At 70.8% G+C, this 14,093-nt stretch carries 15 protein-coding genes; 7 read left to right on the top strand and 8 right to left on the bottom strand.

The annotated features are described in order from the left end of the window. Nucleotides 1–3: 3 nt before the first annotated feature. Entirely contained in the window at nt 4–1,536 is a 1,533-nt protein-coding gene (locus ACH4N1_RS26015; protein ID WP_398100563.1) for a S8 family peptidase, read from the bottom strand. A gap of 311 nt (nt 1,537–1,847) precedes the next feature. On the opposite strand from ACH4N1_RS26015, the gene ACH4N1_RS26010 reads away from it, so the two are divergent. From ACH4N1_RS26010 to moaA, 3 genes are all read left to right on the top strand, one after another. Continuing rightward, complete coding sequence (locus tag ACH4N1_RS26010) at nt 1,848–2,204, top strand: DUF485 domain-containing protein (protein ID WP_398100561.1); 357 nt, start codon at nt 1,848–1,850, stop codon at nt 2,202–2,204. After that, nucleotides 2,201–3,823 carry a cation acetate symporter gene (locus ACH4N1_RS26005; RefSeq protein ID WP_398100559.1) on the top strand — a complete coding sequence of 541 codons (1,623 nt, stop codon included), beginning with the start codon at nt 2,201–2,203 and terminating at the stop codon, nt 3,821–3,823. Before ACH4N1_RS26010 ends, ACH4N1_RS26005 begins: the two co-directional genes overlap by 4 nt. A 158-nt stretch (nt 3,824–3,981) precedes the next feature. Then, nucleotides 3,982–4,971, top strand: a complete 990-nt coding sequence (moaA, locus tag ACH4N1_RS26000) for a GTP 3',8-cyclase MoaA (RefSeq protein ID WP_398100557.1) — start codon at nt 3,982–3,984, stop codon at nt 4,969–4,971. A 158-nt stretch (nt 4,972–5,129) separates the two neighbouring features. On the opposite strand, the gene ACH4N1_RS25995 is transcribed toward moaA, so the two are convergent. Next, nucleotides 5,130–5,399, bottom strand: a complete 270-nt coding sequence (locus ACH4N1_RS25995) for a hypothetical protein (protein WP_398100555.1) — start codon at nt 5,397–5,399, stop codon at nt 5,130–5,132. A gap of 176 nt (nt 5,400–5,575) precedes the next feature. Next, nucleotides 5,576–6,013, bottom strand: a complete 438-nt coding sequence (locus tag ACH4N1_RS25990) for a DUF3099 domain-containing protein (RefSeq protein WP_398100553.1) — start codon at nt 6,011–6,013, stop codon at nt 5,576–5,578. Nucleotides 6,014–6,213: 200 nt separating this feature from the next. On the opposite strand from ACH4N1_RS25990, the gene ACH4N1_RS25985 reads away from it, so the two are divergent. Beyond that, nucleotides 6,214–6,492: a GlsB/YeaQ/YmgE family stress response membrane protein gene (locus ACH4N1_RS25985; RefSeq protein ID WP_398100552.1), complete on the top strand. Its 279-nt coding sequence runs from the start codon at nt 6,214–6,216 to the stop codon at nt 6,490–6,492. Between the two features lie 90 nt (nt 6,493–6,582). On the opposite strand, the gene tyrS is transcribed toward ACH4N1_RS25985, so the two are convergent. From tyrS to ACH4N1_RS25960, 5 genes are all read right to left on the bottom strand, one after another. Continuing rightward, on the bottom strand, nt 6,583–7,851 hold the full coding sequence (tyrS, locus tag ACH4N1_RS25980) for a tyrosine--tRNA ligase (protein ID WP_398100550.1): 1,269 nt from the start codon (nt 7,849–7,851) through the stop codon (nt 6,583–6,585). 55 nt (nt 7,852–7,906) lie between these two features. Further along, a complete protein-coding gene (locus ACH4N1_RS25975; RefSeq protein ID WP_398100548.1) occupies nt 7,907–9,301 on the bottom strand; it encodes a metallopeptidase TldD-related protein in 1,395 nt (464 codons plus the stop codon). An 82-nt stretch (nt 9,302–9,383) separates the two neighbouring features. Next, nucleotides 9,384–10,907, bottom strand: coding sequence for a TldD/PmbA family protein (locus ACH4N1_RS25970; RefSeq protein ID WP_398100546.1), 1,524 nt, complete (start codon nt 10,905–10,907; stop codon nt 9,384–9,386). 482 nt (nt 10,908–11,389) lie between these two features. Next, on the bottom strand, nt 11,390–11,584 hold the full coding sequence (locus tag ACH4N1_RS25965; protein ID WP_398100544.1) for a DUF397 domain-containing protein: 195 nt from the start codon (nt 11,582–11,584) through the stop codon (nt 11,390–11,392). After that, on the bottom strand, nt 11,581–11,946 hold the full coding sequence (locus ACH4N1_RS25960) for a Scr1 family TA system antitoxin-like transcriptional regulator (protein WP_398100542.1): 366 nt from the start codon (nt 11,944–11,946) through the stop codon (nt 11,581–11,583). Before ACH4N1_RS25960 ends, ACH4N1_RS25965 begins: the two co-directional genes overlap by 4 nt. Before the next feature lie 167 nt (nt 11,947–12,113). On the opposite strand from ACH4N1_RS25960, the gene ACH4N1_RS25955 reads away from it, so the two are divergent. The 3 genes from ACH4N1_RS25955 (at nt 12,114) to ACH4N1_RS25945 (ending at nt 14,028) form a co-directional block, all read left to right on the top strand. Next, the gene (locus tag ACH4N1_RS25955; protein ID WP_398100541.1) at nt 12,114–12,587 is read left to right on the top strand and encodes an ATP-binding protein; all 474 of its coding nucleotides are present in this window, start codon (nt 12,114–12,116) and stop codon (nt 12,585–12,587) included. 139 nt (nt 12,588–12,726) lie between these two features. Further along, nucleotides 12,727–12,999, top strand: a complete 273-nt coding sequence (locus tag ACH4N1_RS25950) for a hypothetical protein (RefSeq protein ID WP_398100539.1) — start codon at nt 12,727–12,729, stop codon at nt 12,997–12,999. Between the two features lie 114 nt (nt 13,000–13,113). Further along, a complete protein-coding gene (locus ACH4N1_RS25945; RefSeq protein WP_398100537.1) occupies nt 13,114–14,028 on the top strand; it encodes a helix-turn-helix transcriptional regulator in 915 nt (304 codons plus the stop codon). Nucleotides 14,029–14,093: the final 65 nt, after the last annotated feature.

The raw sequence follows: 14,093 nt of genomic DNA, 5'->3' as shown, positions 1-14,093 counted from the left end.
CGGCTACTTCACCGCACGCAGCGCGTTCACCACGCCGAAGCCGTAGAAGCCGTTGACGCGCTTGCCGCCCTCACAGGTCGCGTCCACCACACCGTCACCGTTGCCGTCGTACGGCTCGGCCGGGCAGCCCGGGTTGTCGGCCTGCGCCTTGAGCAGCGCCTGGAGCGTCGCCGGAGAGGCCCACGGGTGGGCCGACTTCAGCAGCGCGGCCACACCCGCGACGTGCGGGGACGCCATCGAGGTGCCCTGGAGGAAGCCGTACGCGTTGTTCGGCATCGTCGACAGGATGCGGCCGTTGGCCGACGGGGTCTCCGGGATCTGGTACCGGTCGCCGCCCGGCGCCGCCACGTCGACGACGCCCAGACCGTACGTGGAGTAGTACGACTTGGCGCCCTTGACGCCCGTCGCGCTCACCGTGACGACCCCCGGCAGCTGGGTCGGCACGTCGAAGCACTCGTGCGGGTCGATCGTCCGCGTCACCGGGGTGGAGTCGTCCGGGCTGGAGGAGTCGACGATCGCGTCGGAGTCCAGGTCGTGGTTGGAGTTGCCGGCCGAGGCGACGTTGAGCGTGCCCTTCTTCTGGGCGTACAGCTGCGCCCTGTTGACCGCGTCGACGATGGCCTTCTGGTCGGGGTCGTCCATGCAGTTGTACAGCCACGGGTCCACGTAGTAGCTGTTGTTCGTGACCTCGACCCCGTGGTCGGCGGCGAACACGAAGGCGCAGACGACGTTCTCCGGGTAGAACAGACCGTCCTTGGGGTCGCTCACCTTGATGCCGGCGACCTTCACGCCGGGCGCGACACCGGCCACGCCGATGCCGTTGCGGGCCGCCGCGATCTCACCGGCGACGTGCGTGCCGTGGTAGTCCTCGGTGGGGTTGTACGGCCGCCAGGCGCCCTCGCTGGTGTCGGCCACACCGCCGACGCAGTTCGCCGACTGCGACGCGGAGAAGTTCGGCGCGAGGTCCGGGTGGGTGTCGTCCACACCGGTGTCGATGACGGCGACGGTCACCTTGCTGCTGCCCGGGTTGATCTCGGCGGCCTTGTCGGCGCCGATGGCGCGCAGGTCCCACTGGTCGGCCTCGAGCGGCTCGCTCACGCCCGCCGCGGCGGACGCACTCGCCGTCTTCGCGGCGTCGGCCGCGGAGATCAGCTCGGCGGCGCCCTCGTCCGTGGTCCCGGCGGGGCTCAGCGGCGCGGTGCGGGTCGCGCCCGCCGACTGGACCCCGCGCACCGCGCGTATCCGCGCGCCGAAGTCGGGGTTCGCCGAGTGCACGACGATGACGCCGATCTTCGCGTAGGTCGCGACGACGGTGCCGTCGGCCGCGGCGATCGCCTTCTTCACCGACTCGATCGTGCGGTGGTCCACCTTGGTGTTGACGACGTACGCCAGCGTTCCGGCGTCCGCCGCCTGGGTGGCCGTGGCCGTGACCGGAGCCGCCGAGGCCGCCGTCGGCAGGAAGCCGAGGGAGGCGGTCAGCGACAGCACGACGGGCACCGCGAGGGCGAGGCGGCGTCTGGAAGGCAGATGAGCCATGGGGTCTCCACATCATCCGGAAGCGAGACCTGCCCGGACACGGGTCGTGCCTGGGCAGGTACATGACGGGGTGGTGCTCGCCCGAAGCTATCTCCCCCACTCGCCGGCCAGCAATGACCTTCGGGAGGTGACTTCACCCGGCCATGACCTCCGACGGGCGTGGCTCGTTGACACAGCGGCCGCCGAGGCCGCTTCGGAAACCGCTGCGAGGTGTTGAACCCGTCGTCGTGCGCCGCCGTGACCTTGGGCAGGGACGGCGAGGCCCCTCGCCCGCCCCTTTGCCCACCGCACCCGCAACGCGAGGAGACTCCGTGGCCACCGAGACACCGCCCCCCTCGAAATCCCCAGCCCGACTCCCCGCAGGCGAGGAGTTCGTCGCGGTGCAGGAGAGCGCGGAGTTCGGTGAACTGCGCCGCTCCTACCGCGGCTTCGCCTTCCCGCTGACCTTCGCCTTCATCGCCTGGTACCTGCTGTACGTCCTGCTGTCCAACTACGCGGGCGACTTCATGGGCACCAAGCTGTTCGGCAACTTCAACGTCGCCATGACGCTGGGCCTCGCCCAGTTCCTCACCACGTTCCTCATCGCCTGGTGGTACGCGCGCGTGGCCGCCGCCAAGTTCGACCCCAGAGCCGAAGCGATCAAGTCCCGGATGGAGGGCGGCGCATGAACACCGCGCAGACGTTCCTGGCCGCCGGTGAGGCCGGCGAGCACCGCACGCTGATCATCACCCTCTTCGCCGTCTTCGTCGTCGCGACCCTCGTCATCACCGTGTGGGCGGGCCGCCAGACGAAGGACGCCGCCGACTTCTACGCGGGCGGCCGCCAGTTCACCGGATTCCAGAACGGCCTCGCCGTCTCCGGCGACTACATGTCGGCCGCGTCCTTCCTCGGCATCGCCGGCGCGATCGCCCTCTTCGGCTACGACGGCTTCCTGTACTCCATCGGCTTCCTGGTCGCCTGGCTGGTCGCCCTGCTCCTGGTCGCCGAGCCGCTGCGCAACTCCGGCCGCTACACCATGGGCGACGTCCTCGCGTACCGCATGCGCCAGCGCCCGGTCCGCACGGCCGCCGGCACCTCCACGATCGTCGTGTCGATCTTCTACCTGCTGGCCCAGATGGCGGGCGCGGGCGTCCTCGTCTCCCTGCTCCTCGGCATCACCAGCGACAGCGGCAAGATCGGCATCGTCGCCCTCGTCGGCGTCCTGATGATCCTGTACGTCACCATCGGCGGCATGAAGGGCACCACCTGGGTCCAGATGGTCAAGGCCGTCCTGCTGATCGCCGGAGCCCTGCTGCTCACCTTCCTGGTGCTGCTGAAGTTCGACTTCAACCTCTCCGACCTGCTGGGCTCGGCCGCCGACAACAGCGGCAAGGGCGCCGCCTTTCTGGAGCCGGGCCTGAAGTACGGCGCCACCGGCACCACCAAGCTGGACTTCATCTCCCTCGGCATCGCCCTGGTCCTCGGCACCGCCGGCCTGCCGCACATCCTGATCCGCTTCTACACCGTCCCCACCGCCAAGGCCGCCCGCAAGTCGGTGCTCTGGGCCATCGGCCTGATCGGCGCCTTCTACCTGATGACCCTCGCCCTCGGCTTCGGCGCCGCCGCACTGATCGAGCCGGACGAGATCACCTCCTCCAACAAGGCGGGCAACACCGCCGCACCCCTGCTGGCGCTCCATCTCGGCGGCGTCGACTCCACCTGGGGCGCCGTCCTGCTCGCCACCATCTCCGCCGTCGCCTTCGCCACGATCCTCGCGGTCGTCGCCGGCCTGACCCTGGCCTCGTCCTCCTCGTTCGCCCACGACATCTACGCGAACGTCATCAAGAGGGGCACGGCCACCGAGAAGCAGGAGATCAACGCGGCCCGCTACGCGACCGTGGGCATCGGCGCCGTCTCCATCCTGCTCGGCGCCCTCGCGAGGGACCTCAACGTCGCCGGACTGGTCGCCCTCGCCTTCGCGGTCGCCGCCTCGGCCAACCTGCCGACCATCCTCTACAGCCTGTTCTGGAAGCGGTTCACCACCGCCGGCGCCCTGTGGTCCATCTACGGCGGCCTGGTCACCGCCGTCGGCCTCGTGCTGTTCTCCCCGGTCGTCTCGGGCAAGCCCAGCTCGATGTTCCCCGACGTCGACTTCCACTGGTTCCCGCTGGAGAACCCCGGCATCATCTCCATCCCCGTCGGCTTCCTGCTCGGCTGGCTGGGCACGGTCCTCTCCAAGGAGGAGCCGGACACCGCCAAGTACGCGGAGCTGGAAGTACGGTCCATGACCGGCACCGGCGCACACTGACACACACCCCGAGGGGGCCGCGTCGCGGGCGGTCCGTGGATCCCCGCGACGCGGCCCCCTCGTACCTCGTGGAGATCGAGCCTCCTCGTTGTCGGTGCTGTCACGTAGGCTCACAGATGACGGAAAACCCGTGATCCGCTACGAGGGAGGGGGCCCGCGTGCTCATCGACACCTACGGCCGGGTGGCCACCGACCTGCGCGTCTCACTGACCGACCGCTGCAATCTCCGGTGCACGTACTGCATGCCCGAAGAGGGCCTGCAGTGGCTGGCCAAGCCGGATCTGCTCACGGACGACGAGATCGTCCGCCTGATCGACATCGCCGTCACCTCCCTCGGCATCGAGGAGGTCCGCTTCACCGGCGGCGAACCCCTGCTGCGCCCCGGCCTGGTCGGCATCGTCGAGCGGGTCGCGGCCCTGAGCCCGCGCCCCCAGATGTCGCTGACCACCAACGGCATCGGCCTCAGGCGCACGGCGCCGGCCCTCAAGGCCGCGGGCCTGGACCGGGTCAACGTCTCCCTCGACACGCTCCGCCCGGACGTCTTCAAGACCCTCACCCGCCGCGACCGCCACCAGGACGTCCTCGAAGGCCTCCGGGCCGCCCGGGAGGCGGGCCTGACCCCGGTCAAGGTGAACGCGGTCCTGATGCCCGGCCTCAACGCCGACGAGGCCCCCGACCTCCTCGCCTGGGCCATCGAGCACGACTACGAACTGCGGTTCATCGAGCAGATGCCCCTGGACGCCCAGCACGGCTGGAAGCGCGAGGGCATGGTCACGGCAGGCGACATCCTCGCCTCCCTGCGCACCCGCTTCGACCTCACCGAGGAGGGTTCCCAGGAGCGCGGTTCGGCTCCGGCGGAGCGCTGGACCGTCGACGGCGGCCCGCACCGGGTCGGCGTCATCGCCTCCGTCACCCGCCCGTTCTGCGCGGCCTGCGACCGCACCCGCCTCACGGCGGACGGCCAGGTCCGCACCTGTCTCTTCGCCCGCGAGGAGACCGACCTGCGTGCCGCCCTGCGCTCCGACGCCCCCGACGAGGAGATCGCGCGCATCTGGCGCCTGGCGATGTGGGGCAAGAAGGCGGGCGCGGGCCTGGACGACCCGGCCTTCGTCCAGCCGGACCGCCCGATGTCCGCGATCGGCGGCTAGGGCCTCTCGTGGGGATCATGCCGGGCTCGCGGGGCCTGGCACCGCCCCTCGCCGCGTTGTCGTCGGTTGCCATGGCTCCGCCATGGAGCCCTCCTCCGCCTTGCGATGCACGGCACCAGGCCCCGCTCCCTGATCCGGCCTGATCCAAACGAAAGACCCTAGGACGCCCCGGGGGCCCCGGGCGCCTCGGGGGCCCCGGGAACCCGAGCCTGGGGAACCTCGGGCGACTCCCACTCCGTCAGCAGGACGACGTCCTTCAGGAAGCCGCGCACTCCGAGGAACTGCGACAGGTGCTCCCGGTGCTCCTCGCACGCCAGCCACGTCTTGCGGCGCTCCGGCGTGTGGATCTTCGGGTTGTTCCACGCCAGCACCCACACGGCGTCGGCACGGCAGCCCTTCGCGGAGCAGATCGGGGTCTCGTCACTCACAGGTTCGTCTCACAGGTGCGCGGAAAAAAGGCGACGCCGAGCAGCCACGGGGGGAGCTGCCCGGCGTCGGTCCGTCGCTCCGACGGGGGATGCGGAGCGCGTACGAAGTATGTCACGGCGACCCGGCGCCACGGCACCGGAACAACAGCTTTTATTGGGCCCGGCGCACAGCCGGCTCATGGCCGCCGCCCGGTCGGACCGGCCTCCACGTGCCCCGACCGGGGCCCGGATTCCTCACGCGGGGACTCCGGTTCCTCCCGCGGGGATTCCGCGGCGGGCTCCTCTTGCGCCGTCCGTTCCTCCGCGTGCCCGGCGGTGATCATCGGCGGCAGGGGAGTGGTCACGAACGTCGACGGCAGCCCCGGCGCGTTCTCCCGTCCGGCATTGGCGATCACCACCGCGACGTACGGCAGGACCAGGCCCAGGACCAGCGCCACCACCGCGACATGCCGTTCCACGTTCCACAGCGTCGCTCCCAGGATCACCGCCACGGTACGGACCGACATCGAGATCACGTACCGCCGCTGCCGGCCCCGGACGTCCTCCTGGAGGCCCTGACGTGCTCCGGTGATCCGGAACACCTGGGCGTCGCCGCCGCCGCGCTGCTTCCGCATCACATTCCACCATCCGCGCGCTCGAACTCTCCCCGCTCGTCAACGGTACGCCGCGACCCGGCCGCCCTCGAGACCGGGTCGCCGCCGGCCGGGCGGAACCGCTGCGCCGTACCGCGTACGGCAGCACCCGACATGCGGCGTAAGGAGGTCGGGCCGACACTGGGGGCAATGCTCGCGTAGAGCCGTACGAGGAGGCAGCCATGGGCTGGTTGTGGGCGATCATCGTGGGATTCGTGCTGGGCCTGATCGCCAAGGCGATCATCCCGGGCAAGCAGCACAGCCCGCTGTGGCTGACCACCATCTTCGGCATCCTGGGCGCGGTCGTCGGCAACGCCGTCGCCCGGGGCTTCGGCGTCGAGGAGACCCCGGGCATCGACTGGAGCCGGCACATCTTCCAGCTGGTCGCCGCCGTGATCATCGTCGCCCTCGGCGACATGCTGTACGTCCGGACGCTGGGCAGGCGCAGGCACCACGCCTGAGCGCACGAAGAGGCGCGGGCCACGCGTGGCGGGCCACGGAATCCCGTCACCCGCCACGCACGGCCCGCGCCCCGGTGGCGCTCCGCGCCACTACGCCCCCGTCACCTCGACGGCGGCCAGGTTCTTCTTGCCGCGCCGCAGCACCAGCCACCGCCCGTGCAGCAGGTCCTCCGCCGCCGGGACGGCGTCCTCGGCGGTGACCTTGACGTTGTTCACGTAGGCTCCGCCCTCCTTCACCGTCCGCCGGGCCGCGGACTTGCTCGCCACCAGGCCGACCTCGGCGAACAGGTCGACGACCGGCCCCGGCTCGGCGACCCGGACGTGCGGCACCTCGGACAGGGCCGCGGCCAGCGTCCGCTCGTCGAGGTCCGCCAGCTCGCCCTGCCCGAACAGCGCCCGGGACGCGGCGATCACGGCGGCCGTCTGGTCGGCGCCGTGCACCAGCGTCGTCAGCTCCTCGGCCAGCGCCCGCTGTGCGGCCCGCGCCTGCGGCCGCTCCGCGGTCTGCCGCTCCAGCTCCTCCAGCTCCTCGCGGGAGCGGAAGGACAGGATGCGCGAGTACGTCGAGACGTCCCGGTCGTCCACGTTCAGCCAGAACTGGTAGAACGCGTACGGCGTCGTCATCTCCGGGTCGAGCCAGACGGCGCCGCCCTCGGTCTTGCCGAACTTGGTGCCGTCCGCCTTGGTCATCAGCGGTGTCGCCAGCGCGTGCACGGAGGCGTCCGGCTCCAGCCGGTGGATCAGGTCCAGGCCGGCCGTCAGGTTGCCCCACTGGTCGCTGCCGCCCTGCTGGAGCGTGCAGCCGTAGCGGCGGTAGAGCTGGAGGAAGTCCATGCCCTGGAGGAGCTGGTAGCTGAACTCGGTGTAGCTGATGCCCTGGTCGGACTCCAGCCGACGGGCCACGGAGTCCTTCGTCAGCATCTTGTTGACGCGGAAGTGCTTGCCGATGTCCCGCAGGAACTCGATCGCGGACAGACCGGCCGTCCAGTCGAGGTTGTTGACCATCACGGCCGCGTTCTCCCCCTCGAACGAGAGGAACGGCTCGATCTGGGAACGCAGCCTGCCGACCCAGCCGGCGACCGTCTCCGGGTCGTTCAGCGTGCGCTCCGCCGTGGGGCGGGGGTCGCCGATCAGGCCCGTCGCGCCGCCGACCAGCGCCAGCGGCCGGTGCCCGGCCTGCTGGAGCCGGCGCACGGTGAGCACCTGCACCAGGTGTCCGACGTGCAGGGACGGCGCGGTCGGGTCGAATCCGCAATAGAACGTGACGGGACCGTCCGCGAGCGCCTTGCGCAAAGCGTCCTCGTCGGTGGACAGGGAGAACAGCCCCCGCCACTTCAGCTCGTCGACGATGTCCGTCACGGTTCTCGTGTCTCCTCGGTGTTCTCGGGCGGTCCGGCGACCACCGGCTATGAGGTTATACGCCCTGGCTGACAGAGCTCATGTTGAAGTCCGGCACCCGCAGCGCGGGCATGGCGGACCTGGTGAACCAGTCGCTCCACTCCCGGGGCAGCGTCTTCTCCGTGCGCCCGGCCTCGGTGGCCCGGCGCAGCACGTCGACGGGGGACTCGTTGAAGCGGAAGTTGGTGACCTCGCCCACGACCTCGCCGTCCTCGACGAGGTAGACGCCGTCCCGGGTCAGCCCGGTCAGCAGCAGGGTCGCGGGGTCCACCTCGCGGATGTACCACAGGCAGGTCAGCAGCAGCCCGCGCGTGGTGCTCGCCACCATGTCCTCCAGCGACCGGTCGCCGCCGCCGTCCAGGATGAGGTTGTCGGCTCCGGGAGCCACCGGCAGGCCGGTCAGGGCCGCGCCGTGCCGGCTGGTCGTGAGCTGCTTCAGTTCGCCGCCGCTGATCCACTCGGTGGCCCGGATCGGCAGGCCGTTGTCGAACACCGACTGGTCGCCGCCCGAGGAGTGCGCGACGACGAACGGCGCCGACTCCAGGCCCGGCTCGTCCGGGTCGCTGCGCAGGGTCAGCGGCAGCCCGGTCAGCCGCTCGCCGAGCCGGGTGCCGCCGCCCGGCTTGGAGAACACCGTCCGCCCCTCGGCCGCGTCCCGGCCCGACGACGACCACAGCTGGTAGATCATCAGGTCCGCGACCGCGGTCGGCGGCAGCAGCGTCTCGTACCGCCCCGCGGGCAGGTCGATCCGCCGCTCGGCCCAGCCCAGCCGTACGGCCAGCTCGGCGTCGAGCGCCGCCGGGTCGACGTCCTTGAAGTCCCGTGTCGAGCGGCCCGCCCACGCCGAGCGCGTACGGTCCGGCGACTTGGCGTTCAGCTCCAGCGTCCCGTTGGGCTGGTCGTGCCGCAGCCGCAGCCCCGTCGACGTGCCCAGGTAGGTCGAGACCAGCTCGTGGTTGGCGAAGCCGTACAGCTCACGGCCGCCCGCACGCGCGCGTGCGAACGCCTCGCCCAGCGCCGGCGCGAAGTCGGCGAACACCGCGGACGAGGTCTCGGCGGGCGCCTCGGTGAACTCGGGGGACGGCGCCCCGCCCGTCACCAGCGGCTGCGCGTCCTCGGCGGGCGCCGCACCGCGTGCGGCGGCCTCGGCGGCCCGCACCAGCGGCTCCAGCTCGTCGGCGGTCACCGCGGACCGCGAGACGACCCCGGCGGCGGTGCCCTCCTTGCCGTCGACGGTCGCGATCACGGTGAGCGTGCGCCCGCGCGTGACACCGTTCGTGGTCAGCGCGTTGCCCGCCCAGCGCAGGTTGGCGGTCGACCGCTCGTCGGCGATCACGACGCAGCCGTCGGCCCGCGACAGCTCCAGCGCGCGCTCCACGACCTCGTGCGGCTTGTCGGTACGGGCGCTCATCGGCCGGCCTCCTGCGTGGTGTTCAGACTGTGTTTTCCCGGGGGGCGCCCCCCGGACCCCCGGCCGGTCCCGCACCTGGCGCTCATCGGCCGGCCTCCTGCGTGGTGTTCAGAATGTTGACGCCCTTGAACAGGGCGGACGGGCAGCCGTGCGAGACGGCCGCGACCTGGCCCGGCTGGGCCTTGCCGCAGTTGAAGGCGCCGCCCAGGACGTACGTCTGCGGGCCGCCGACGGCCGCCATGGAGCCCCAGAAGTCGGTGGTCGTCGCCTGGTAGGCCACGTCCCGCAACTGCCCGGTGATCCGCCCGTTCTCGATCCGGAAGAACCGCTGCCCGGTGAACTGGAAGTTGTAGCGCTGCATGTCGATCGACCAGGACCGGTCCCCGACGACGTAGATCCCGCGGTCCACGCTTCCGATCAGGTCCTCGGTGGACATCCCCGCCGGATCCGGCCGCAACGACACGTTGGCCATGCGCTGCACCGGCACGTGCGCGGGGGAGTCGGCGAACGCGCACCCGTTGGAGCGCTCGAAGCCGGTCAGCTTCGCGATGCGCCGGTCCAGCTGGTAGCCGACGAGCGTGCCGTCCTTGACCAGGTCCCAGGACTGCGCCTCGACGCCCTCGTCGTCGAAGCCGACGGTCGCCAGGCCGTGCTCGGCGGTGCGGTCGCCGGTGACGTTCATCAGGTCCGAGCCGTAGCGCAGCGTGCCGAGCCGGTCGAAGGTGGCGAAGGAGGTGCCGGCGTAGGCGGCCTCGTAGCCGAGGGCCCGGTCCAGCTCGGTGGCGTGCCCGATGGACTCGTGGATGGTCAGCCACAGGTTGGACGGGTCGACCACCAGGTCGTACAGCCCCGGCTCCACGCTCGGCGCCCGCATCTTCTCGGCGAGCAGCTCCGGGATCCGCTCCAGTTCCTCGTCCCAGTCCCAGCCGGTGCCCGTCAGGTACTCCCAGCCGCGCCCCACCGGCGGCGCGACGGTCCGCATCGAGTCGAACTCGCCGCTGGACTCGTCGACCGACACCGCCGTCAGCGCCGGATGCAGCCGTACCCGCTGCTGGGTGGTCACCGTCCCCGCGGTGTCGGCGTAGAACTTGTTCTCGTGGACGGTGAGCAGCGAGGCGTCGACGTGGTTGATCCCGTCGGCCGCCAGCAGCCGCGCGCTCCAGTCCGCCAGCAGCGCCGCCTTCTCCTCGTCGGGCACCGCGAACGGATCGATCTCGTACGACGAGACCCACGACTTCTCGGCGTGCACCGGCTCGTCGGCCAGCTCCACCCTCTCGTCCGACCCGGCGGCCCTGATCACCTGCGCGGACAGCTTCGCCATCGCCACCGCCTGCGAGGCGACCCGGGCGGCGGCGTCCATCGTCAGGTCCACACCGGAGGCGAACCCCCACGTCCCGCCGTGCACCACCCGCACCGCGTACCCCAGGTCGGTGGTGTCCGACGACCCGGAGGGCCTGGCGTCCCGCAGCCGCCAGGACGCGCTGCGCACCCGCTCGAACCGGAAGTCGGCGTGGTCCGCCCCGAGCGCACGCGCGCGTGCCAGGGCGGCGTCCGCGAGGGCGCGCAGAGGTAGTGCCAGAAATGACTCGTCGATTTCATGGGGCACGGGTGGGAATCCCTTCGAACTGCTCGCCTGTGAGGTACGTCGCAAGCAGTGAATCACGGCTCACTGGGCTGATTCCTTGGAAAAGGAGCGCGACGGTTCCTGCCGATATGGCGAGGAACGAAAGCACCGGTGGGGATGTCTCCGTGCGGAGCAGTAAGGTGGCTCAGTCGCGTGGAGACGATGGCCGAGGGACGGCCCTTCACCCACCCCTCCCTCACCCCGCCCCGGCTCAGGGCCCGCGCCACCCTCCGGGGAGCAGCCCACTGACCCGTGTCATCCCGGCCGGAGGTCCGCCGAAGCACCCGACCAGTTGGGCGGAGGCCTGTTCGGTCTGGGCGAGGTCGAGGGCGGCGACATACAGCTCGACATGCTCAACGTGTTCGGTGAGGGCGAGCAGGAGTAGGACAGCGGGCGCAGACCAACGGGCGGGCACGAGGTCAATCCTCGTGCCCGCCCGCGAACGTCATGTAGGACGTGCGACCTCAGTCGTCCAGAGGCGAGTCAGCCGCGAGTGTCGTGAACGCCGCCCAAGCGGTCGGCGTGACGACAAGTGGACGGATACCCGTGTCCTTGGAGTCCCGGATGTGGACCGCCTCGGGGCGCACGGCGACCTCGACGCAGTTGCCGCCGCCACTGCCGCTGTAGCTGCTCTTGAACCAGGCCAGTTCGGTGCTCATAGCGCTCCTTGCATCTCCCTCAGCAGGTCCACAGTGGCCATACGACTCAGGGCCTGTGACCGCATCTTCCCATAGCGCTGGAGCATGGAACTCACCAATTTCGGCTCGCTCAGGAGGGTGCTGCTGTCGTGTCCCTCGACGTAGCCGACCCACTGGTGGTTGTCGCGTTCAGCGAGGTACATCTGGCCGTCGACCCCGGAGTGATCCTCCTGTCGGAGGGGCATGACGAGGATCTCGACTGTCAGGCTGGATTCCTCGCGCAGGGTCTTGAGGACCGCGCCGAAGGTCTTCAGGCTGTCGGAGAGTTCCGCCTCCGTGCCGTTCGCGCCGCCGTTTCCGCCTCCGCCGTGGCCCGCCCTCATCGCCGTGTGCCTCCCGTGTCCGCGTGTCCACGCCTCGCTCAACTCCGCCCGACCCGCCCAGGGTCACGGGGAGTTACCCACCCAGTCCAGAGTGTGCGCCGATACAGCCGCGCCTGTATGGGTGTCGTCCCTGTCGGGGGCCAGGGACGGCACGGAACGCTGGCCGCATGCCAGCGTCAGAGGCCCAAGAGGCCGTAACCGTAAGTGTGTTCGCCCAGCGCTTCTCCGCCACGCGCCGGGGTGCCCGTCTCGCCCGCAGACTCGCCACCCACCGGCTCGACCTGTGGCACTTGCCCTACGGCAGCCCGGCCTCGGACACCGTCACCCTCGTCGTGGCTGAACTCGCCGCCAACGCGGCACTCCACGGCCACGTCCCTGGGCGCGACTTCGAGCTGCGGCTCACGTACGACCGGTCCGTGGGCCTCGTCCGCGTCGAGGTGTCCGACACCCACCCGGGGTATCCGGAAATCCCTGAGTCGGCAGGTCGGCCGTCCGCGGACACCGACGACGGGAGGGGCCTGCTCCTGGTGGAAGCCGTCGCCGACCGCTGGGGCGTGGTCGGGCGGACGGGGCCGGGCAAGACCGTGTGGGCCGAGTGCGCGGTCCGCGTCCCCGACGACCCGCGTCCGGTTCGGCCGTAGTTGACGATCATCTTCCGCAACTGCCCTCTACGCGCGTTGAGTTGGGATTTCGGCCAGTGTCAGTGGGGACGGGTAGGCTTGTCGGCCTGTTCGAGTTGACGGTCAGCTCTGCGACGGGCGACAGCTGGTGGAGGCGTACGTGGTCGGACGTGAGGTCGCTGCGGCGGACCATCCGAGCAAGGAGGTCAGGGCGGTCCTCAAGCGGCTCGTCGCCGACGGGTGGACGCTCGCGTCGGAGGCCCACTGGGGCACGCTGTACTGCCCGTGCCCGGACCACTACACGGTGATCCGCGTCGGCGGCACGCCGAGGAATCCCGGACAGGAGGCCCGCCGAATAGCCCGCAAGGCGAAGTGGTGCCCGCTGCCGCCGAACGACCCGCGCGCGGCCCTCCGCGGCGGCGTTGGCAATTGACAACACCGTCGGGCTCGGCGAAGCTTGCTACAGGGGGGCGTTCCCTGGAGTGAGAGGCGCAGATACCGGAACCAGGAAGAGCGAACAGGCATACGCATGGGGGGCTGGGGCGCCATGGAGTACGAGTTTCACTTCGTCGTGGACGGAATCGAGGTCGACGACGACAAGGCCGTCGCGATCGTCCACGACACCTTCGACGGGGTGCTGACCCGCCATCGTGGCCGGCACTTCCTGGACGTGTCCGAGAGCGGGGTCAACGCGATCGACGCGGCCCACCGCATCGTCGTGCGGCTGCGTAAATCCCTGCCCGCCCTGAGGCTGCTGCGCACCGATCCCGACCTCGTCGGCGTCTCCGACATCGCGGAGCGTGTCGATCGTTCCCGGCAGAACGTCCAACAGTGGGTGAGCGGCGAGCGGCGACAGGACAAGCTGCCCTTCCCGGACCCCGAGGGGATCGTCGGACGCTCGCCTGTGTGGCGCTGGGGAGACGTCAACGCCTGGCTCGCCCAGTTCGGCGAGGGGGACGACGTCCACCCACCCACCCGCGAAGAGGCCCTGACCATCGACTTCCTGCTGCCCAAGTGGCAGCGCACCCTGGACGACGGTCTTCCCCTGGTGCACTTCGCCGCCGCCGAGACCGGGGACGGGCGGGACGAGGAACGCGAGACCGTCCAGCGGCTGCTGGAGGGCACGCTGGCGCTGCCCGGCGTGCTGGAGCGGATCGCCGCGTTCCCCGTCCCCAGGACGGAGCGGCAACGGCTCACCGTCGTGTGCGCGGTCCTCACCGACCGGCTGAGCAGCGTGGTGTCCCGTATCGGTCACGACGAGGTGTGGGCGGTCCTCGCCTACCAGGGCGCGGAGAGTGAGCTGCACCTTCAGCCCGTCGGCACGGCGAAGGCCCCGGGCGCGGTCCCGGTCTCCAGCCTCGGTCTCGGCCGCGACGCCACGGTCGGTGACCTCCTGCTCGTCCAGACGAACGGCCCCGACGACATCCTGGTCACGCCGATCACTCCGGTCGGCCTGGACTGAGTCCGGGCGCGGCCCTCACCCCCGTACGCTGCGAAGAACGGACGCCGTGCCCGGCATCACGACCG

The organism is Streptomyces sp. NPDC017202, assembly GCF_044331705.1.
In the GTDB taxonomy this organism is placed as follows: Bacteria; Actinomycetota; Actinomycetes; order Streptomycetales; family Streptomycetaceae; genus Streptomyces.
The sequence above is the reverse complement of the archived record's forward strand: the minus strand, read 5'-3'. Positions and strand labels throughout refer to the sequence as shown.

Coding starts and splice junctions, on each gene's coding strand:
- ACH4N1_RS25985 (WP_398100552.1), top strand. CDS start 6,214: ATGGGCTGGTTGTGGGCGATCATCGTGGGATTCGTGCTGGGCCTGATC.
- ACH4N1_RS25965 (WP_398100544.1), bottom strand. CDS start 11,584: ATGAGCACCGAACTGGCCTGGTTCAAGAGCAGCTACAGCGGCAGTGGC.
- ACH4N1_RS25955 (WP_398100541.1), top strand. CDS start 12,114: ATGCCAGCGTCAGAGGCCCAAGAGGCCGTAACCGTAAGTGTGTTCGCC.
- ACH4N1_RS26005 (WP_398100559.1), top strand. CDS start 2,201: ATGAACACCGCGCAGACGTTCCTGGCCGCCGGTGAGGCCGGCGAGCAC.
- ACH4N1_RS25945 (WP_398100537.1), top strand. CDS start 13,114: ATGGAGTACGAGTTTCACTTCGTCGTGGACGGAATCGAGGTCGACGAC.
- ACH4N1_RS25975 (WP_398100548.1), bottom strand. CDS start 9,301: ATGAGCGCCCGTACCGACAAGCCGCACGAGGTCGTGGAGCGCGCGCTG.
- ACH4N1_RS25990 (WP_398100553.1), bottom strand. CDS start 6,013: ATGCGGAAGCAGCGCGGCGGCGGCGACGCCCAGGTGTTCCGGATCACC.
- ACH4N1_RS25960 (WP_398100542.1), bottom strand. CDS start 11,946: ATGAGGGCGGGCCACGGCGGAGGCGGAAACGGCGGCGCGAACGGCACG.
- ACH4N1_RS26015 (WP_398100563.1), bottom strand. CDS start 1,536: ATGGCTCATCTGCCTTCCAGACGCCGCCTCGCCCTCGCGGTGCCCGTC.